The organism is Vibrio sp. QJM3NY_27, from assembly GCF_057785955.1.
On record NZ_CM173512.1, the window covers coordinates 1,068,856 to 1,088,547 of the forward strand.

17 protein-coding genes are annotated in these 19,692 nt (G+C 44.4%); 8 read left to right on the top strand and 9 right to left on the bottom strand.

The window, feature by feature from the left end:
- Positions 1–280: 280 nt before the first annotated feature.
- On the bottom strand, positions 281–2,185 hold the full coding sequence (locus AC3CIA_RS20445; RefSeq protein WP_488518940.1) for a bifunctional metallophosphatase/5'-nucleotidase: 1,905 nt from the start codon (positions 2,183–2,185) through the stop codon (positions 281–283).
- Between the two features lie 372 nt (positions 2,186–2,557).
- Here AC3CIA_RS20445 and AC3CIA_RS20450 point away from each other — a divergent pair, with 372 nt between their 5' ends.
- The 3 genes from AC3CIA_RS20450 to AC3CIA_RS20460 all read left to right on the top strand — a co-directional run bounded on the left by AC3CIA_RS20450 (position 2,558) and on the right by AC3CIA_RS20460 (position 5,408).
- The gene (locus tag AC3CIA_RS20450; RefSeq protein ID WP_488518941.1) at positions 2,558–3,400 is read left to right on the top strand and encodes an ABC transporter ATP-binding protein; all 843 of its coding nucleotides are present in this window, start codon (positions 2,558–2,560) and stop codon (positions 3,398–3,400) included.
- The gene (locus AC3CIA_RS20455) at positions 3,397–4,359 is read left to right on the top strand and encodes an ABC transporter substrate-binding protein (RefSeq protein WP_488518942.1); all 963 of its coding nucleotides are present in this window, start codon (positions 3,397–3,399) and stop codon (positions 4,357–4,359) included. The genes AC3CIA_RS20450 and AC3CIA_RS20455 overlap by 4 nt, the downstream gene beginning before the upstream one ends.
- Positions 4,360–4,460: 101 nt before the next feature.
- The gene (locus AC3CIA_RS20460) at positions 4,461–5,408 is read left to right on the top strand and encodes a FecCD family ABC transporter permease (RefSeq protein ID WP_488519648.1); all 948 of its coding nucleotides are present in this window, start codon (positions 4,461–4,463) and stop codon (positions 5,406–5,408) included.
- Positions 5,409–5,429: 21 nt separating this feature from the next.
- Here AC3CIA_RS20460 and AC3CIA_RS20465 read toward each other — a convergent pair whose 3' ends face one another.
- A complete protein-coding gene (locus AC3CIA_RS20465; RefSeq protein WP_488518943.1) occupies positions 5,430–6,419 on the bottom strand; it encodes a zinc-dependent alcohol dehydrogenase family protein in 990 nt (329 codons plus the stop codon).
- 20 nt (positions 6,420–6,439) lie between these two features.
- A complete protein-coding gene (locus AC3CIA_RS20470) occupies positions 6,440–7,228 on the bottom strand; it encodes a phytanoyl-CoA dioxygenase family protein (RefSeq protein ID WP_488518944.1) in 789 nt (262 codons plus the stop codon).
- A 597-nt stretch (positions 7,229–7,825) separates the two neighbouring features.
- On the opposite strand from AC3CIA_RS20470, the gene AC3CIA_RS20475 reads away from it, so the two are divergent.
- Complete coding sequence (locus AC3CIA_RS20475) at positions 7,826–9,013, top strand: GGDEF domain-containing protein (protein WP_488518945.1); 1,188 nt, start codon at positions 7,826–7,828, stop codon at positions 9,011–9,013.
- Positions 9,014–9,085: 72 nt separating this feature from the next.
- On the opposite strand, the gene AC3CIA_RS20480 is transcribed toward AC3CIA_RS20475, so the two are convergent.
- The 3 genes from AC3CIA_RS20480 to AC3CIA_RS20490 form a co-directional block, all read right to left on the bottom strand.
- Entirely contained in the window at positions 9,086–9,331 is a 246-nt protein-coding gene (locus AC3CIA_RS20480; RefSeq protein WP_054545801.1) for a hypothetical protein, read from the bottom strand.
- Between the two features lie 239 nt (positions 9,332–9,570).
- A complete protein-coding gene (locus tag AC3CIA_RS20485) occupies positions 9,571–10,452 on the bottom strand; it encodes a DMT family transporter (protein ID WP_019825118.1) in 882 nt (293 codons plus the stop codon).
- A gap of 143 nt (positions 10,453–10,595) precedes the next feature.
- Positions 10,596–11,927 carry an MFS transporter gene (locus AC3CIA_RS20490; RefSeq protein ID WP_488518946.1) on the bottom strand — a complete coding sequence of 444 codons (1,332 nt, stop codon included), beginning with the start codon at positions 11,925–11,927 and terminating at the stop codon, positions 10,596–10,598.
- Between the two features lie 316 nt (positions 11,928–12,243).
- Here AC3CIA_RS20490 and kduD point away from each other — a divergent pair, with 316 nt between their 5' ends.
- Both kduD and AC3CIA_RS20500 read left to right on the top strand, forming a co-directional pair.
- The gene (gene kduD, locus AC3CIA_RS20495) at positions 12,244–13,005 is read left to right on the top strand and encodes a 2-dehydro-3-deoxy-D-gluconate 5-dehydrogenase KduD (RefSeq protein WP_488518947.1); all 762 of its coding nucleotides are present in this window, start codon (positions 12,244–12,246) and stop codon (positions 13,003–13,005) included.
- A gap of 63 nt (positions 13,006–13,068) precedes the next feature.
- Positions 13,069–13,707, top strand: a complete 639-nt coding sequence (locus AC3CIA_RS20500) for an RpiB/LacA/LacB family sugar-phosphate isomerase (protein WP_054545797.1) — start codon at positions 13,069–13,071, stop codon at positions 13,705–13,707.
- Between the two features lie 222 nt (positions 13,708–13,929).
- Here AC3CIA_RS20500 and AC3CIA_RS20505 read toward each other — a convergent pair whose 3' ends face one another.
- Together AC3CIA_RS20505 and AC3CIA_RS20510 are read right to left on the bottom strand one after the other, a co-directional pair.
- Positions 13,930–15,441: a DUF1214 domain-containing protein gene (locus AC3CIA_RS20505; RefSeq protein ID WP_488518948.1), complete on the bottom strand. Its 1,512-nt coding sequence runs from the start codon at positions 15,439–15,441 to the stop codon at positions 13,930–13,932.
- Between the two features lie 125 nt (positions 15,442–15,566).
- A complete protein-coding gene (locus AC3CIA_RS20510; protein WP_054545795.1) occupies positions 15,567–16,355 on the bottom strand; it encodes a hypothetical protein in 789 nt (262 codons plus the stop codon).
- A 130-nt stretch (positions 16,356–16,485) separates the two neighbouring features.
- Between AC3CIA_RS20510 and AC3CIA_RS20515 the strand changes: the two genes are divergently transcribed.
- A complete protein-coding gene (locus tag AC3CIA_RS20515) occupies positions 16,486–17,412 on the top strand; it encodes a LysR family transcriptional regulator (protein WP_488518949.1) in 927 nt (308 codons plus the stop codon).
- A 43-nt stretch (positions 17,413–17,455) separates the two neighbouring features.
- On the opposite strand, the gene AC3CIA_RS20520 is transcribed toward AC3CIA_RS20515, so the two are convergent.
- Positions 17,456–18,376 carry a LysR family transcriptional regulator gene (locus tag AC3CIA_RS20520; protein WP_054545793.1) on the bottom strand — a complete coding sequence of 307 codons (921 nt, stop codon included), beginning with the start codon at positions 18,374–18,376 and terminating at the stop codon, positions 17,456–17,458.
- 888 nt (positions 18,377–19,264) lie between these two features.
- Here AC3CIA_RS20520 and AC3CIA_RS20525 point away from each other — a divergent pair.
- Positions 19,265–19,555, top strand: a complete 291-nt coding sequence (locus AC3CIA_RS20525) for a hypothetical protein (RefSeq protein WP_488519649.1) — start codon at positions 19,265–19,267, stop codon at positions 19,553–19,555.
- The last annotated feature ends 137 nt before the right edge of the window (positions 19,556–19,692 follow it).

Here is a 19,692-nt window from a genome sequence, read left to right on the forward strand (position 1 = left end):
GGCTTTCAATGTGCTAAGTTGAGAGCCCATTTGGAAACTTAATAGGACTACGAGGGAAAAACACATACCAGCATTTAAGGTTTCAAGATACTTTTTCTAATCTTGTATAAACGATTTAGAGCTATAGGTCTAAATTGTTTATGTCCAACTATGAGTTAGTCTTTGCGGATCATTTATCCAGTATCAACCGTGTAATTAGTAAAGGTGTGGTGTTGTAGGACGGGAACGACTTAACCACGCTCTAAGCGTCGTTAAGTCGTTATTGGTTTGAGGTCAGGGATTAGTTGAGTGCTTTGATCAGAGTGATTTCGCGTTTGATCTGTTTGCTCTCTTGTTCACTAGCTTGTGCCAGTTTGTTTTCACGTGTGGTTATGGCTGTTTGTTTGGCTTCGTCAGATTTGAACATCAGTTCTTTCACGTTGATAGAAGCGATGTTTGTGTAGCGGCCATCGTCACTGGTTGGGATTGATATGGTTTTATCATTAATCAAAGACTTTACGATCTCACGCTGTTCATTGTAGCGGTTTTCTAAACCAGAAAGTGCCCATCGTTGTTGAGGCTTGCCTTCATACTGACCGTTCTTTTCTTCTTTAAGATACTTGATAGTCATGTTACGGATCGTGCCTGCTTCTTCTCCATACTCTGCTTCTGTATCAAAGAGTACAGGGAACGAATCTCCTTCTAGCACGCCGCCTTTCTTGGTTAGATGACCCATTCGATAGCTATTCATACCAATACGGATTTCTGTTTCATCTGTAACTGGAGTGCCATCTGCAAACGCGAGGTTGGTGATGCGTGTACCTGCAGGTTGAGTAAGGTCGATGGTATAAGTCACGCCCGCGAAGAAGTCGTTGGTTGAGTATTTTGAAGCTCTACGTTCAGGGTTAAAGCTGTAGGTCACATCACCGGGTTGTACGGAATTGAAGTAACCAGCAGACCATTCCATGTAGGTTCTCAGCTCTTTACCTGTCATCTGGTAGACAGTGATTTCGCCACCCGCGTATTGGTAGTTGTACGCGATGTCTTTGGCTTTGATTGGGCCCACATCAAGCTCTGCATTGTCGTTGTCTATTTGAAGTGCGATGACATTGGCTTTGGGTGCATAGAAGAAGCTCGCGTCTTGATATAGCGCACTGATGCCTGTGTCTTGAACGTGGACTTGAGGGATACCGCGGATTTCATTTTCAGGGACTAAATCAACGCCGGTAAGCTGAGCTACAGGTCTATTCGCCATTTCTCGGAGTTGTTTATGATAAGGCTGGTATAGCTCGTCCATATTCTCGTCAGAATCTATACCTTTAATTTTATAGGTGAAACTGTCTTTGTTAACGAGAGTGAATTTACCATCGCGCTCTTCAAATTGAAGATCAATACGAGATAGGGCGCGGCCATATTTGTCGGGTTCAGTAATAATAACGCCATTCACAACGGCTTTATCGATGCGAGTGTGCATGTGGCCAGCGACGATGGCATCAAGCTCTGGGTTTGCATTGGCAATGTCGGTGACACCGGTGTCAGCAATGTCATTCTCGTTCTCAATCCCCATATGGGCAACCAATACGATGGCATCCACTTTATCATCAATTTCTTTGACGATTTTCTTCACTTCCAAGGTTGGGTTAGTGAAAGTGACGCCTTCTAAACGGTTGGTGCCTTGCGCAAAAACCTCCGTCATTGGTGTATCCATTCCGATCACGCCGATCTTAATGCCACCGCGTTCAAGAATGGTGTAACCCGGCAAGAATGGGTTTCCGTCTTTGTTCTTGATGTTGCCACCGAGAGACTGCCCTTTAAATTGAGTAACGGCTCTGTTAAGCGTTTTAAGGCCAAAGTCGAATTCGTGGTTACCTAAAACCCACACATCGTATTTCATGTGATTAAAGCCAAGCATCATTGGATCAACGGGCTCGTCTTTGAAGGTTTCAACGAAGTTGCCTTGGATGGTGTCGCCAGCATCGACAAGGATAATGTTAGATTGCTCTTTACGGATATCCCCAACCTTGGTCGCGATTTGGCTCAAGCTACCACGAGTGTTGAGTTTATCTGCCGCGTAATCCCACGCCATAAAATGACCGTGGATATCTGAAGTACCCAGTATCGTGACATCGTGTATGTCGCCATCAGCTGCAAAGGTGGGAAAGGCGAGAGAGAGTAGGATGGCGCTTGATAGTATGTGTCTTTTCATAAGTATGTTCACATCGTGGTTTTAAGTATGACGCTACCATATAGAATCGAGATTACCTTATGGGTGATCAGTGTCATATTTATAGTGATATAACTTACTGATTTTTCAAATAAATGTGATTAATGCCCATCTCGTAACCACTTAAGTTATGGTCAAAACTCACTACAACTCTTTGCTACGTTCTCAATATTCAATTCCTTTAATCAAACTTTCTAAGCGAATCAATTTCCGTAAGCACTTCTGTCTTTGTTCAAGGTGATTGGGTTATCCCGCTATTTCCAATGCTTCTTAGCGCGGTCTTAATATTTCTATTATTAACTATACCTTTAATTTATTGTTATGTTATAACATCACAATAAATGTTGTTTTTGGATGCTCGGTGGGAATTTGAATAAACCTGTATTGTCTGTGCGCGGGCTCTGCGCTGATGGTTTGGCTAACTGGAGAGCCGTCTCCGACGTGACATTTGATGTGAACGATGGTGAATGCGTTGCCATCATTGGCCCCAATGGAAGTGGAAAGTCCAGTTTGCTGAAAGGCATTACAGGCGAATATAAAACCGCCGCGGGTGAGTTGATGTTGTCTGGTATTGCGCTTGGAAGCCTTGAGCGGCAGCAGGTAGCCAAGCAAGTCGCGGTGGTTACTCAACATGAGCATGTTGACCCTCGTTTGAGTGTTGCTGAGTATGTTGGCTTAGGCCGTACTCCTCATACGTTTTGTTGTAGCGCAAAAGAGCACCAACGAGCGGTTCAGCAGGCGATGCAAGATGTCGGACTTCTTCACAAAAGCCAGCGGTGCTTTGGTGAACTATCCGGTGGTGAACAGCAACGTGCAAGTATTGCTCGCGCATTTGCACAAGAGCCGAGGCTTTTACTCTTAGATGAACCTACAAACCACCTTGATCCTCTCGCTCGTCTTGAACTTCTGAGCCTAATTAAACAACGTGGCATTGCGTCTGTCGTGGTGCTGCACGATTTACCTTTAGTAGCGCCATTCGCCGACAAAGTCCTGTTGATGTCAGGCCAAAAAATGGTGGCGTTCTCAGCCCCAGATACCGTGATGCATGACCGATACATGATCCCTGTTTTTGGATTGTGCGTTCTCACGTTCAATCATCCTAATCTGTGCAGCACCATCCATCATTTTGAAGCTGCATCAACTTACTCAACTCACTTAACTCTCTCTAATCACTCTTTAATAGGAGCAGCCCAATGAAGTGGCCTGTAATTTCCAGTTTTTTGTTTCTTTTACCTTTCTCTTTTGCGCATGCGACAAGCACTCAATACCCAGTGACGGTTGATAACTGTGGGAGCCGACTGACCATTGAAAAGCGCCCCTCGCGTGCGGTTGTACACGACATCAATATGACCGAGATGGTGTTTGCCCTTGGTCTTCAAAAGGAGATGGTGGGTGTTACGGGCATTACAGGGTGGTACAAGATGTCGAGTTCGTTCGAAGAACGTTTAGGAGACATTCCTGAGCTCGCACCTAAGTATCCTTCATTAGAAACATTGATTGCTGCCGATGCTGACTTCTTTTTCGCTGGCTGGAATTACGGAATGAAAGTGGGCGGTGAAGTGACGCCTCAAACACTGAAGCCATACGGAATTGATACCTTAGTACTTTCTGAAAGCTGTATTCATACCCAAGACCAAAAAGAAGGTGCGACAATGGTTCTGCTTTATGGTGATGTGCAAAAGCTAGGCGTTATTTTCGACAAGCAACCAGAGGCCGAGGCTTTGGTGAAAAACTGGAAAGAGAGAGTTGAAAAAATAGCAGAAAAGCAAAAAGCATCAGGTAAGCCGAGCCCAAAAGTGTTCTTGTTTGATTCGGGTGAAGACAAGCCTTTCACCGCGGGTAAGTATGGAATGCCAAACGCAATGATTGAAGCTGCTGGTGGCCAAAATATTACAGGCAACATGGAAGCAAGCTGGGCAAGAACGTCTTGGGAGAATGTCGCTCGTGAAAACCCAGATGTGATTATCCTTCTTGATTACCAATCGGCGAGTGGTGCCGATTCGTTGCAACGTTTCCTCGAAGCCCATCCATTAATGAAATACACCAATGCGGTCACTTCTAGTCGCTATGTCAAACTACGTTATGAGCAACTCACTCCTGGGCCTGCCAATATCGATGCCATTGAGAAACTTGCAGAGGCGTTCGTTTCTGAGTGATCGGGAAGGTTGTCATAGAAAATCTTGTTTTTGATAAGAGTAGTAGTTCCTTGATTTTATTTGATAAATATCGAGCAGCATGGCTAATAGGTATCACTGCCATGCTGATCGCCTTCATGATGAGTTTACAATTTGGCTCGGTTCCTTTGTCTTTTAAGAAAGTGATTGTAGGGCTGAGCTCTTTCACTGATCCAACGCCGGATATGACGAGTCGAATACTGATCGATTTGAGGTTACCGAGAGCATTGTTAGCCGTTATCGCGGGTGCAGGGTTGGCGATGGTTGGGGCGTTACTTCAAACCTCGACACGGAATGATCTAGCGGATCCGTTTTTGTTTGGCTTGTCATCTGGCGCGTCTGCTGGTGCCGTGTTGGTGATCACCAAAGTGGGAGATGCTCTGGGTGTTTGGTCACTGCCACTGGCTGCATTCTCGGGCGGTATTGTGTCGGCGACGGCCGTTCTGATTCTGTTTTCGATGCAGAAGAAAAAAGGCAATGACAACTTGATTTTGTGTGGTTTGGCGATCTCATTTTTATTCGGAGCCATCACGAGTTTTTTGATTTATTCAGGCGACCAGAGAGCGGCGAGTTCGATTTTATTCTGGACGATGGGAGGCTTAGGACTCGCACGTTGGGATAATTTGATTTTTGCCTTGGCGGGCGTGTTGTGTCTTATAGTGTTAATTTTCAAACGTTATCGGGAGCTCGATACTTTGTTGGTGAGTGAACAGACGACAAGCTCATTGGGGATCAATGTACACCGCCTACAAAGCGAGATTTTTCTTTGTTGTGCGTTTTGCACTGCGTCGATTGTATCGATGACCGGAGTGGTCGGTTTTATTGGCTTGATGGTACCCCACTTAGTACGACCATTTTCAGGTGTCACTCACAAGCGAGCTCTGCCTTTGGTTGCCTTGTGGGGCGCGGTGCTTTTACTGTTTGGGGATGTGATTAGCCGAACCATATTAGCGCCACAAGAACTGCCTGTAGGTATTGTGACGGCGGCTCTTGGTGGGTTGTTCGTTTTGTATCTTGTTTGGCGTAAATAGTGTGCTCTCAATTCCACCAAACTAAACAGGCAGTAAGATGATCTTGCCGTTCAAGCGTGTAGTTTTCGATTCAATGAGATCAATCGCGGTTTGCACTTCATCGAATGGCAGATAGCGGTCAACGTCGAGCTGAATGTCGTTTGTGATGAAGTGATCTAGCATGATCGTGAATTTATCACGGCGAACATCTTTACCTTCCGCTTCTTCCCAATAGCGTAAGAAGAAGGTGCTGAAATCGATGCCTTGGCTTTTCGCGTGCTCAAAAAAGCGTGGTTCGTAAAAATCTAGAGACAGCGTCCCATAGTTGATAAAACGCCCTTTGTTGCCAAGGGTGTGAATAAGGTCGGTTCCGGGTGAACCGCCAATCGCATCAAAGGCAACGGTTGGCATAGGCAAGCCTAACGCCTTAATTTGAGAAACTAGATCAGCGTTCGAATCTAACGCCCAACTAGAAGTGGCTGGGTATTGTTCCGGCTGTGATGTAACGACAATGATTTTGAAGCCGAGTGATGCTGATAACTGGGAAAAGATCTTACCGATGGCTGAGCTACCAGCATTGATGATCAATACATCTTCTTGGTTCAGCTTAGCCACTTCTGTCGTCAACACCCATGCGGTTAGCGCATTAATGTACAACTGACAGGCGTAGCCATTCTCTAGATGCTGAGGAATTTGGAACAGGTCATCTGGTGATACATCGACATAGTTCTGCCATGTTCCACTGGTTGCCACAAGCACGCGCTGATTCACTGCAAACTCAGCATGGCTGGACTCTACAACTCTTCCTACCGCTTCAAATCCCGGCACTCTCGGCGGTTGGTGGCTATGTTTGTATTGGCCCACACCATAAATCGACAACAGATCACTAGGATTAATGTTAGTGGCTTCAATTTGTACGCGAACTTTATCTTTGTCTAGTGCCCCTAAAGTGACATGTTCTAACTTGAGAGATTCTTTTGGCTGACCGAAACGGAACTGGCTAATTCGGGTGTTTTGCTTAGTGTCAGTCATAGTTCGGGTACCTTTATGGATTATGAGTACTGCATTGATTTTAAGTGTAGCGTGTTCATAAACAATCTTGGGTCGGTAATATTGCTCAACATCGATGGCGTTGGCAGACAATCGTCATCAACGTAGTCGACATAGTCTGCCGCCGAGTCAAAGATCAAAATATCCAAAGCCAAACGATCCAAGCCATAGCGGCCTCGGTGGATCATATCCGCTGAAAACACCAATAAGTCACCTGCGGCTAACGGTATCTGCTTACCGCCAGATATATCATCACTGCTCACTTTGCCGTTTTCTTCTTGGCGAACATTGTACTCTTCTTCATTGTCCCAACGCTTGTGTGTGCCGGGGATAAGCTCCATACCGGGCTCGTCAAAAATAGGGACTCGCAGGTGCAATACTTGAGTTTCCATGATGACTTTCATCTGGTCATTAACGTCGTAGTCGTATTGACAGTCACGATGCCAGAAGTCTTTTTGTTGCGGATTTACCGGGTTGAAGAACAGCTGTGTATTCATGAATGCCGGTTTGTTCGGAATCACCGCATCAACTACGTCCATCACTTGTTTTGAGCTGATGAAGTCAAAAAGCACGCTTCTATCATCGGCAGGCAAATATTCGCTTCCGGTAATTAAAGACGAGTTAAATGCTTCTTCTTTATAGAATTCTTCGTTGTCTGCTTTCCATGATTCATGGAATTTCAGCACGACTTTTCTAAGCGATGCAATTTGAGCTTCATCGAAATAATTTCTGATAACAAAGTAACCATGTTCGTTGTAACGGTCACTTAATTGTTGGCTGTTTTCTACCACTGACTACCTTCATTCATTCTTTACTGTGTAATAACTAGGGGCTGTTGACCTTTCGTGGTTAAGTTTTGTTCGGATGGGGACGCCTAGTCAAAATCGTTTTAGGCGCGGCGAAGAGTATGTAGCCTAGTCATTCTAAGCAAATATTCTTCAACAAAGCATAAAACGATTTTTGTGGGGGCGCCTAGCTCGAATCCTTCGGGCAGATCTTGTGGTTCATTTCTACTGCGTTATTGGTTTTTCATGTAGGCCGGCTACACGTCAAAGCCTCTTCCTTGTATAAATTTTCCACAAGATGCTGCAAAACCCAGCTCGAAAGGTCAACAGCCCCTAGAGATTTCTTGGGCGCATAATGCCAGACAGTCGTCATTCAACCAAGTAACGAGTGCCGAAGCCTGTAGATTCCGTGATGCTATGAAGCCATGTGTGGGCGAGTTTTACATGCCTATCCATGTCATGGACTCATGCGATACAGATCTCCCCATATGTGACACATCCCCTATTTTACAAAGTGTAATGATTCATATGGTGAATAAATTTATGATTTCGATAATTATTGACCATGTTGTTATTTAATTGGCTTAGGGAAGAGAGTAAATCATGGATGGTTTTTCGCTGGATATGAGAACACTTAATTTTATTATTATTTTGTTCTCTTTCATTTACTGTATTGGTTTATTGCTGTTCCAATTTACTCAACAATCCATTAAAGGGCTTTCAATTTTTTCCATTTCAATATTTGTTATCGGAAGTGGACCTTTGATGTTGAGCCTAAGAGGGGAACTCCCTGATTGGGTAACCGTTATTGGCGCCAACATGGTCATTGCGCTTGGCTTTCATCTCGCTTTGTATAGCTTATGCCTGTTTCGAGAATATTCCCTAAAATGCACCTACCTCAGCAGTCTGATGATGTTGGCTCTTTTGCCATGTTTTATTTATTTCACGTACTACGAACCTTCCATCAAGGCTAGAATCATCCTCATTAGTTTCTATTTGGCCTTTGTGACTGTTTGTACTGCCTTTGCGGTATTGAAGGGTCAACGCGATGACTTAACCTTAGCAACTCGGATGATGGCCTTGTCATTTTTGATATATGGCGGGTTTATGGTTTTCCGAGTAACGGTGACGTTATTTTCAGCTGAAATGCAGGATTTCATGGCGGCCGCACTCATTCATCAACTTGCCTTTTTAGTGAGTATTGTTCTTATCGTGTCGATGAGCTTTACAATGCTTTGGCTGATTAATGCAAGGTTGCTTAGTTCTATTCACGAGCTGTCCTACAGCGATCCCTTAACGGTACTGGGAAACCGCAGAGCATTAGATGAAATGGTACCAGTCATCATGAAGCAGGCGGGTACTACGCCTGTCAGTGCCATTATGATGGATATTGATAATTTTAAGTCGATCAATGATCAACACGGGCACATTGTGGGTGATCTCGTCATCAAGTCTTTTGCTGAAATGGTTCAAGGTGCGATAAAAACATCGCCCAAAGCCAGTGCGTTTCGTTTTGGCGGAGACGAGATAATGATTTTATTGCCCAATTTTAATTTTCTCCAAGCACAGGCTATTGCCTGCAAGCTGCGATTATCTATTTCAGAGGTATCAGCAGTACAAGAACATGAGATGTTTCTGACATCGAGTTTTGGTGTTGCTCAGCTTCACCCGCATGAGAGTTGGAATGGGTTTATTAGCCGAGCCGACAAAGCGTTATATCAAGCGAAGACAAACGGTCGCAATATGACTTCAATTTGTCCTAGTCATATTAATCAACTCGCTACTGCTTGATGAGTTCAGATCTCTAAGCGGTAGTTTGATGAGATTACTAGTTTGATGCTGTTCACTGTTTTGACACGGCCATTATATTGTTGGCTGTGGCGCTGAGTCTGTTTTTTGGCTTTGCGTTAACTTCTGAGGGGGAGTGGCTTCAGTTTCTTCTGCAGACGTAAAATGCTTATCTGTTAGCGTCACCGTCATTGCTTCATGTTTCACGGTTATGGTTGCCACTTCTGATTGGGCTTCATTTGTCGTCGTGGGTTCAGCGAATGCCATTAGTGAAGTTGTAAATACGATTGTTGCTAGTGCGATTTGAGCGAGTGTTTTCATTAGGCTGTATCCTATTGGGTAAGTGGAGATTACGAATAGCTGATACGTGCACTATAGAAATTATGTGAAAATGGTTCTTATCATTTTACGCCACCGTAAAACTTATACGGCGGCACAACATATTTACTGAGATTATGGCTTTGGCTGTATGGCTTTGAACATATAGCTTTGAATATGTGGGCAAGATGATTCGCTAATTCCCGCTCGCTCTACACTCATAGCCGGTAGTGTGGGCCAAATCACTGCCACATCACCAAGACCGCTGCGATAGAAAGTAAGATGAGTGCAACAATGTCTTTGCGTGCGATGCTTTGCCCTAACCAGAAGTAGGATATCAACACCATGAAGATCACTTCGACTTGCCCAAGCGTCTTTACGTACGGAACGGCTTGAAGTGACATTGCGCTAAACCAACCCAGAGAACCGATAACACTCGCTAGGCTTGTCATGACGACCAGTTTCGACTTCTTGAATATCAGGCGCAGCGTGTCGCGTTCTCTGAAAAAGAGATACGTACAGATAATCACTGTTTGAAGGGAAATAACTAGGAACAGCACCCAAGCAGCGCTATGAGGGAAGGGCAACCCTATGCTCAAACTTGCTTCCCGTACCCAAAGAGACGTTAAAGCAAAGGCGGTGCTACAAGCCATACCTAATAAGAACACTCTCGGGGACAAGCTTCGCCAGCCAGAAGCGCTGCTCATGATTAGCACGCCTAAAGTACCAATAAGTACGCCGACCCAACCTGTTAGTGTCAAAGCAGTACCAAAAAACAATACGGATAGCACAGCAGATACGGGGGCTTCACACTTGGCTAAGCCTGCTCCTATCGCATAGTTCTCGAGCTTAAATAACATCACCATTAAGCCGGTCGCGAGGATCTGCATAATGGCTGCTGCAATAATGTAGAAAACAAACTCACCCGAAAAATCCGGTGCGGAGACTGGCTGCCATTGATAGAGGGCGTAGAGGTAAATAAGGGCGATTGGGCCAGCCCAAATAAATCGCGCTAACGTTACGCCAGCCACGCTCATGGTGCCACTTAATTTGCTTTGAAAGGCATTGCGCCAAGATTGGCTGAAGGCAGCAAGCAGGGTAAAGGCGATCCAACTAAAAGACATGACGCTTCCATGTGTTATGTAATTTGATGGTGATACTAACAAAAAATCACATGATAAGAAGCGTCATGATCCGTATATAGCCAGAGACTCACCTTTATTCTCTATTCGGCAGTAGAGATCTCTTCAACAGTTCGATGCTTTCTTCAGAAGATCGGCTGTTTCTTGTTTTTGAAATAGAACAGCGCACTGATCGAAATGAACAGGAAGGCGAAGTAATAGAAAAACGAAGACAGTGAGGCCAAGAAGGCAAGGTTCTGCTCTATTTCTTGTTCGGTGTAGCCCTGAGACACCAACTTATAGTAGTAAGCGTACAAGACCCCGATCAGCCCGTATCCGAGGTTAAACATCAAACCTTTGAAACTAAGAACGGTGGCTCTGTTGTGCGATTCGGTCTTTTTATTCAGGTGGTAGCTGATGAAAATGTTCATCGTCATGATGATAAAGATTAATACTAGTGCCGGAATGACCCCGTAAATCGACCAACCTAAACTGATCCAGTAATAAGTCGCCATGCTGGCCAATCCCATAACCACTATGAAGGTTTTAGGCTCAATGCTCTCTGCTAATCTTCGGCTTTGTCCTGCCAATATAATCTTAAGCAAACTTATACCCGCACCAATAAAACCAAAGTAGATAATTGGAATATCAATCGCCAGATAGTATTGGCTGTTCATGGTTAGGAACATGCGTGAGGTGTGTTCGAATAGGCTGTAGTAGAGCAAGATGAACAGCACGTAAGGCGTAGCGAATACCCATTTACCTGCATCGATCGTCAATTTAAGACTTGAGATGGTGGTTGCCAATTTGGTTTGGTCGCTTGGCATCAGCTTTTTCTCTTCGCGCATATTAATCGCGGCATAGATAGCGATCATCGCTACAAATAGGGTGGCGAACACAGGAATACGCATCAGATCTTTAGTGCTTTCTGGTTCGGCTAGTCCAAGGAAATGAAAGATGTTCGTCATAAAATTCACGTCGTACATCGCCGCACCAATTAGTGTGACAAAGATACCGACCGTTGAGGCGACACGAAGCTGGATTTGCAGCACTCGAGGCCACAACTCTTCATTGCCTCGTTCCTTTAAAGTGTCGTATGCCAATGCCTCGTCAGCACCGCTGGCCAGTGCCATCGCTAAGCCACTGAGAATCCGGTTAATCAGAAAGACTATGAACACCAAGTCGGGGTTTCCGGTTGGCACTAAGGCGATCATTGCGATCTCAACGAACATCACAATCGAAGACAGCACCACCAGTTTCTTGCGGCCTAAGGTATCGGCGAATGCACCCGACGGTACTTCAGCAAGCACAATGGTGGCCGCCCACACTACGTTGAGCATCGCGAATTGAGAAAGGGTTAGCCCGTAATCTAAATAAAGTAGGGTGAATATAGGGTAGTAAAAACGCGCAAAGTAGCTGCTTCTAAACATTAAGAAGTAGCGGACATTGGGAATTTTAAGGATCTCTTTGAGCGTCATGATAATTTCAGTAATTTAGATAACACATTATTATGTATAAACCGTTTTACCTTATAAATCATGGAATTGTTGTCAAATCCCTAAAATATCTGGTTTGGGTGATCTTCGAGATCATGGTTCATAGTGGGTTATAGGTTTCTCTTCTTCAAATCACTTCCCATTCATTTAGTTTGTGGTGCTCATTTCAACTTGCTTGACTGATTTTGGTGCAAGATCGAACTTCTACAACGTCGCTCTCGCATTTACATCTTATTGTATGATTTAATCATTGGTAGTAATGATACGCAATGAATCCAATGTAATTGAGGAAGCGAGCATGATCTTAGAGTCATTCAGTCTGGAAGGTAAAGTAGCGATAGTGACTGGCTGCAACACGGGGCTTGGGCAAGGTATTGCATTAGGCCTAGCGGAAGCTGGTTGTAAGGTTGTCGGTGTTAACCGAACAGAACCTGAAGAGACTATTGAGAAAATGAGTGCAGCAGGTCATTCGTTCCTAAACGTGAGTGCTGATCTTCTCGATCAAGCGTTCATTCCAGAGGTTATAGAGCGCACTTTGGCTGAGTTTGGCCAAGTCGACATTCTCGTGAACAATGCAGGAATTATTCGCCGCCAAGATGCTATTGAGTTCTCAGAGCAAGATTGGGATGACGTAATGAACGTGAACACTAAGACTGTGTTCTTTATGTCTCAGGCTGTTGCAAAGCAGTTTAAGGCTCAAGGCACTGGCGGAAAGATGATTAATATTGCATCGATGCTCTCATTCCAAGGTGGCATTCGAGTTCCTTCCTATACGGCTTCAAAAAGTGCTGTGATGGGAGTGACACGTGCGATGGCGAACGAATGGGCGCGCGACAATATCAATGTGAATGCGATAGCACCCGGTTATATGGAAACGAACAATACTCAAGCTCTGCGTGAAGATGCTGTGCGCAATCAAGCGATTCTTGAGCGTATTCCGGCTGAACGTTGGGGTAAACCGCAAGATATCGCAGGTCCTTGTGTGTTCTTAGCCTCATCAGCATCGGATTACATTAACGGCTATACCATTGCTGTTGACGGTGGTTGGTTAGCTCGTTAACTGACCTTGTAACAAACACGGTTAAGAATTTTAAATTTGCAGCAATCTTGCAGGAGAACATAAATGAAAATCGCACTAATGATGGAAAACAGTCAGGCAGGTAAAAATGCCATGGTTGCAGCTGAGCTAGAGTCAGTGGCGGGTGGCATTGGTCATGATGTTTTTAATCTAGGTATGACCGACGAGAATGATCACCACTTAACGTATATCCACTTAGGTATCATGGCTAGTATTCTCATCAACTCAAAGGCTGTGGACTTTGTTGTGACGGGATGTGGAACAGGGCAAGGTGCTTTGATGTCACTGAACCTGCATCCGGGTGTGGTTTGTGGTTACTGCCTAGAGCCATCAGATGCTTTCTTGTTTAACCAAATCAATAACGGTAATGCTCTCGCTCTCGCTTTTGCTAAAGGCTTTGGCTGGGCTGGTGAACTCAACATTCGTTATATCTTTGAAAAAGCGTTTACAGGCGAGCGTGGTAACGGGTATCCGCTAGAGCGAGCAGAACCACAACAGCGTAACGCAGCACTGTTAAATGAGGTGAAAGCGGCGGTAGTGAAAGATAACTTTATTGACTCGCTAAGAGCGATCGATCAAGAGTTAGTGAAGACAGCGGTTGGCAGCGAGCGTTTCCAGCAATGTTTCTTTGATAACTGCCAAAACCAAGACATTGCTGATTATGTTCGTTCGGTTTTAGATTAATGTTATGAAGGTTTTTGGAGGACTTGGTGAGGTGTATTGAGGTTTGTTATTTAATTCCTTTCGTTTCTACGATGTGTTCTTAGCCTCTTAGCCTCTTAGCCTCTTAGCCTCTTAGCCTCTTAGCCTCTTAGCCTGTTAATTAGTTAATTAGTTAGAGATAATAAAAAAGAGGAGCACTTAGGCTCCTCTCTACAGTTATTCATTACTTCACGAGCGTTGCTGTTATTTTACACGCTTAAAGTTCGGTAATAATGTTTCTGGTCGTTGCTCTACAAATCCTTTGCTTGGTGAATAAGCGCGGAAGTAAACAAACCAGTTTTCATCTTCTCGGGTTTGAACCCAGTTCGCTTCATTTACACCATTTGGCTTTGTTGGTGAGAAGTGGAACGTGTAGTTACCTTGAGTATCTTTAACCGTTCCTTCTATGTTTGAACCGACATCGGCACGCTCAATCTGATTGTCGATGATGGCACGGTTTTCGACGTTGTAGACGGTAATTGTCCAGAACAAATCGGCAAAATTTACATCCCCATCCAGTGTCAAAGTGTAGTGATTGCTGCCATTAAGTCCGTTGCCATTATCGTCACGGTAATTGTCTAGATAGATCTGACCCCAACCGCCGTTTTCAAAACCGTGCATCGCAATATCGTTGGTCACCGCTTCATAAAACCAAGCCGCACGTCCATCGAGATCCATACCGTAGTCACGATCTTGGTTTGGAGTCGAAGCGGTTGCTATTTCCCACGAATTTCCTTCATTACCGTAAGCTGCGTGTGGCAAGCGTTCCGTTTTGTTGAAGTCGATGTTCTTAACCATAGCTTCACCCATGATGACAGCTTGCTCTAAAATCTCACGTTGTTGAGCTGATGGCGTAAACGCATTACCTTTCTCAATGCCTAATGGGCGCAGCATGTCGTGCATCATACGATCGCGCTCTGCTACTGGCTCAGATTGGATTGCTTCATTTAGCGTTTCCCAAAATGCCATGCCACGCGGGTGTTTGGCATCTTCGCCACGCTCAGGGAAGTTCACCCCTTTATTGCTAAGTAGTTTGCCACTGAGGTCTGTGATTTTTAGCGCTTCTAAATCTTTCATACGTTGTTGTTCTGACTTAGCCATTAAGCGAACACCGAAGAAAACATTGTTTGTGTCAGACTCAAATACCTTCGCACCCTTTGGAAGGTTGCTCGGCGTTTCAGAACCTTTCGCTTTTACAACATAGACACCCGGTTCTGTCATCTGAGAAATGCCAATTTGCCACATGGTGTGTACTGCGCCACGCAACTCATCCGTCGGGATCTCAATCACTACTGGTTCTTTCTCTACGTTAAACCAGGTAATCGCATAAGGCGTAGAGGTATTGTAAGTTAAGCCGCCCAGCTTGGATTCATGAGACTCAACGTAGGTGATTTGGCCATCTTCTGCCCCCATATCTGCATACGCTTTTTTCCACGCGTAGTTCGAGACTAAAGGTACCGACCAAATATACGCTTGTGACGCGCGTTGATAATCCATTAATTCAAATAGCTTCTCTGAGCTTGCTTGTGTTGGAATGCCGTGAAGAAAGTCGGTTTCGAAAGTAAAGTCACCTGCACGCGTCTGGATCGTTTCTGTTGCATCATCGTTTCCGGCTATCGCCGCTGCTGAAAATAAAGCCGTTACAGAAACGAGCATGGCAGCAGATCGTAATGGGCAAGTGAAACTCCCGGCAAAGGCTTTAGATATCATATTCATAATGTGTCCTCAAAAACTCAAAATTGTTCGTTAAAACTGGAATTTCTCGTTAAAACTAAAATTGCTCGTCAAACAGAAATCATGGGTTAAGACTGCAAGAGCTTATCCGCACAGAAAATTACTGCTTAAAACTGATAGTTAAATTCGATACGGTGATCACCGTCTTCGATACTGGTGTTTTCTGTCCAGTTTGCGAAATAACGAACGTTGGCTCTTGGGTTAATTTGGTAACTTGCTGCAAACTCATGCGCGAGTACAGAATCACTGCCTTCAAAGCCATGATCTTTGAACGTTGAAGAACCTGACATTGTGCCTAAATACATAGGGTTATAGTTCAGCCAAATTTTGTCGGTAAGTTGCATCTTGGCGTACATACCCGCTACGTAGAAAGTACCGTGCATGTTGTAGCGATCGCTGAGCTGCGCGGCATCGAGGTCGCCTCCAGTCCCTTCAACCAACTCTTCACCCGCAGCGATACCGAGACCAGCAAGCGGATAGAAGTTAAACATGCCCATCTGTGGTAGCGCCTGAATAAAGCTGTAAGACGCACTACCTTGATTACTATCGAAATCCCAAGACATATCGACTTGTGTACCTCGGCCATTGGTTAAATCCACACCGAAATTTCTAAAACGAATCGAATCAATACTGTCGTCTGCGCCTCGGTTGTTCCAACCAACGGCTTCACCGGCGATGCCTTTTATTTCGAACACATTCATGCCCATGGTTGTGTCGCTACCAGTATCGTAGGTTTGGCCTATTTTTAGGTTTAGGCCTTTATCTGTGTAACCAAAGCCACCTTGTGTATACACCGCCAGAGGGTCGGACATATCTTGAATTTCGGTTTCTTCCGCGATAGCTAAACCAGCGAAAAGGAAAGAAGTAAGAGAAAGGATTGAACGGTGTAATAACATAGTTGCCTCATAAATTTATCTCACTACGTCCGTGTAATTCGTGAATGTGGGATAACTATACAAAGTGGACATTGTTAAGTTAATTAATATAAACTTAACCACTCGTTAATCTGTGCTTTATGGTTGTGTTATGAAACTGAACAATGTCGATTTGAACTTACTGAAAGTTTTTGTGGTGGTGTATCAGGAAAAGAGCTTGCGCAAAGCCGGCGAAAAACTGTTTGTTTCGACACCCGCGGTAAGCCAAAGCATAAAAAAGCTCAAGGAATCGTTAGGTGAAGAGCTGTTTGTTTTGTCTTATAAGCAGTTTCTACCGACGCCTTATTCCGATGATTTGTATCGACGTGTTTTTCCACTACTGGACGGATTAGTCACGGCGATAGAGGAGGGCAAACAGTTTGCTCCTGCCGATCTAAACGAAGATTTTAAGATAGAGACGAACCCTCATATTTTGCCTTGGTTAACACCAGCTCTCTTTCATCAACTCTCAATGGAAAGTCCGTTTTCTAGGCTGATAAGCCATACTAGTTCCCAAAACTCGTTAGAAAGACTTCGAAGTGACGAAGTTGATTTTGTTATTCATTTTGAAGCGGAGAGTTTGCCTGCCGAGATCATTGCCGTGCCTCTCGTGACCTTAAAGTTTGTATTGGCGGTAAGGGCTGATCACCCTTTCAAGGCGTCTATCGCTACAATTGATGATTTGTTGTCCTTTCCATTCGCTCATGTTGACCTCGCTTACTTCGACCAAAACAAGCACTCGCGATTGGAAGAAGAAGTTTTAAGCCAAGGCAAGTCGATCAATATGGCGCTTCGAACCACGTCAATTGTTGGACTCATCGAAACGATCAAGCACTCCAACATTATTGCCCCTTGTATGCCTCCAGTGATTGAACAACATAAGGGAGTATTGCGCTCAATCGTGATTGAAGGATTAGAGGAGGGGGCTGAGGAAATGGAGGTATTCGCCTATCTTCACAAGAAAAACCAACATTCCTCAAAATACAAATGGCTACTGGATTTGATCGAAACTTCGATGGTGGATGCTAATCACTCGTAATCGCTAGTCTGGTTTGTTTTTGTCGGTGATAACAAGCACACCGTTATCTTGTGAACACTTCTTCAATACACGATTCAAGCCAGCGTATTTTGGATTGGTTACGGTGCTTACGTCCAATGGTCATGCCAATATCACTGTTCGGCATATTGGGTATGTGAGGGAATTTCACAAATGAAAACTCATCAGATAGTGAGTTCGCTAGTAATTTAGAGCAAGGGAACAACACATCACTCTGTTTTACGATTGACAATAAACTGTGTAGATAGGTCGATCGTATTTTCACTTCAGTATTGATTCCAACGTCCGCTAGCACGTTAGGGGCAAGTGCAATATTCTCGTTCCAATCACTCACGACTAAGCTTGCTAATTGAAGCGGCTCTTCCTGATCTTGTGGTAATAATGAGTCAGCAAGCGGATGCCCAGATCGGCAGATCAAGACAAAGTCATCACTCGCTATTCGTTTTTGGTATACCTGCTTAGATAATTCTAATGGGTAGTAATTGATTCCTAAGTCGATTTCACCAGAGGTCATCAAGTCCGATGTATTTACTCCCCAATCGACGATGTTCACTTTCACCTTCGGGGCTTGTGCTAACAGAATATTAATCAGCTTCGCCGAGATGCTATTGGCAATGAATCCATTGATAGCAATGTTCACGGTGCCATCAAATTGAGCGACATCAAACTCAGATTCTGGTTCAAGCACTTGTTCTAATTGTAGTAACACTGGCATCAAGGTTTGTTTAATTTCAAGTAATTTAGCGGTCGGCTCTAAACCATGTTGTGAGCGTATAAATAACTCATCGTCAAAGTAGTCGCGTAGCTTTTGTAATGAACGACTGATTGAGGGTTGGCTCGTAAACAGGAGTTCTGACGCCTTTCGAGTGTTTTTCACCTCGATCAACACCTTCAATACTTTAAGTAAGTTGAGGTCTAAGCGCTTAAAGCGGTTACTTATTATCATTGTGGGATCCAGAACAAAGATGATTAGATATACCTAAAGTGTATATCTTGTTTTCATATAATCAATTGGAGTATATCACGGCGCATCTACATACTGAGCTCATCGAAACAAACACGAGAAACCATCATGAATAAAACGACGTTAGCGACGCTACTAGCATTAACCGCATTTGGTGTAACGGCAGAGGACAACAATCGTTCATCTACCTATGACCATGCTGCCGTTGGTGGTGTTAACTGGGATAACTACCCTGAAGCCGAGTCTGATTGGAACTTCCTTGGATTACAAAACAAAGTGGGCGTAAACCATTGGCTGCACGCAGACCCAGTATCCAAAGACGCACAAACGGTGATTCGCTCAAATCGTGATGTCGTTTACTCGACGATGGTGGTTGACGTATCAGAAGGTGCAACGTTCCATGTACCAAAAGAAGATAACGATTCTTTCCAGATCATTCATATCATGGACGAAAATCATCTTCTGCATAAAGTGGTTCGCCGTGGCGAAACGCTAACTCTAACCGCTGATGATCTGACGAACGGTACTCATGTCCATGTATTAGCGAGAACACGCATTGCAGAATCCATTGAAGATACTAAGCGTCGCCAGAGTCTACTCTCTATAAAAGCGAACTCAGCCACGCCTTATCAAGGCAAAGGTTACAACCCAAGCGACGTTGAAGATTATCGTTTAAAACTGATCAACAACGTGATGAAACATGGCGCACCGATTGAGGGCTTGAAAGGGTTTGGAGCCACGTTAGATGACGTGGAAGATCACCATTTTAAATATGTGACGGCGTTTGGCTATGCAGGGCTACCGGCAGATACAGCGCAATATTTGGAGCGTGTTCCCGGCCAAGGTAAAACTACCTGCCAAGAGTGGACTATTCCAACACCAAACCTAGACTTTGAAGGTCGTGGCGGTTATTACTCTTTGACCACTTATGGCGCAAACGGTTGGATTGATTCTGAGCAATTTTATGCGTCTGGCGAGTCCATGCGTGACAACGGTGATGGTACCGTTTCGGCCACGTTCAACTGTGATACTGGTGCTGAATATGACTTTGAAGTTTCTGAAGGTTGGGCGGGAGTACTGCGCTTATACGAACCAATCGATGTAAACGAGACTCTAGAGTACATGGAAGCATTGCGCCAAATCGAGATTAAAGAGCTATAGTCAATTATTGATACCGAGCCCTTTGAATTTTAAAATCCCCTCAAGAAAGGCTCTTGCGGGGATTTTTGATTAATCACTGGGTTGTCCAATTGCTGGTTTACTTCTCGAGTCGTTGTTCTCATAGGATCAGCGGCTGT

Excerpts from the sequence above, each read along its gene's own strand:
- AC3CIA_RS20465 (WP_488518943.1), bottom strand. The coding sequence starts at position 6,419 with ATGACTGACACTAAGCAAAACACCCGAATTAGCCAGTTCCGTTTCGGT.
- AC3CIA_RS20520 (WP_054545793.1), bottom strand. The coding sequence starts at position 18,376 with ATGATAATAAGTAACCGCTTTAAGCGCTTAGACCTCAACTTACTTAAA.
- AC3CIA_RS20475 (WP_488518945.1), top strand. The coding sequence starts at position 7,826 with ATGGATGGTTTTTCGCTGGATATGAGAACACTTAATTTTATTATTATT.
- AC3CIA_RS20460 (WP_488519648.1), top strand. The coding sequence starts at position 4,461 with ATGCTGATCGCCTTCATGATGAGTTTACAATTTGGCTCGGTTCCTTTG.
- AC3CIA_RS20500 (WP_054545797.1), top strand. The coding sequence starts at position 13,069 with ATGAAAATCGCACTAATGATGGAAAACAGTCAGGCAGGTAAAAATGCC.
- AC3CIA_RS20450 (WP_488518941.1), top strand. The coding sequence starts at position 2,558 with ATGCTCGGTGGGAATTTGAATAAACCTGTATTGTCTGTGCGCGGGCTC.
- AC3CIA_RS20445 (WP_488518940.1), bottom strand. The coding sequence starts at position 2,185 with ATGAAAAGACACATACTATCAAGCGCCATCCTACTCTCTCTCGCCTTT.
- AC3CIA_RS20455 (WP_488518942.1), top strand. The coding sequence starts at position 3,397 with ATGAAGTGGCCTGTAATTTCCAGTTTTTTGTTTCTTTTACCTTTCTCT.
- AC3CIA_RS20480 (WP_054545801.1), bottom strand. The coding sequence starts at position 9,331 with ATGAAAACACTCGCTCAAATCGCACTAGCAACAATCGTATTTACAACT.
- AC3CIA_RS20510 (WP_054545795.1), bottom strand. The coding sequence starts at position 16,355 with ATGTTATTACACCGTTCAATCCTTTCTCTTACTTCTTTCCTTTTCGCT.
- AC3CIA_RS20490 (WP_488518946.1), bottom strand. The coding sequence starts at position 11,927 with ATGACGCTCAAAGAGATCCTTAAAATTCCCAATGTCCGCTACTTCTTA.
- AC3CIA_RS20485 (WP_019825118.1), bottom strand. The coding sequence starts at position 10,452 with ATGTCTTTTAGTTGGATCGCCTTTACCCTGCTTGCTGCCTTCAGCCAA.
- AC3CIA_RS20505 (WP_488518948.1), bottom strand. The coding sequence starts at position 15,441 with ATGAATATGATATCTAAAGCCTTTGCCGGGAGTTTCACTTGCCCATTA.
- AC3CIA_RS20515 (WP_488518949.1), top strand. The coding sequence starts at position 16,486 with ATGAAACTGAACAATGTCGATTTGAACTTACTGAAAGTTTTTGTGGTG.
- kduD (WP_488518947.1), top strand. The coding sequence starts at position 12,244 with ATGATCTTAGAGTCATTCAGTCTGGAAGGTAAAGTAGCGATAGTGACT.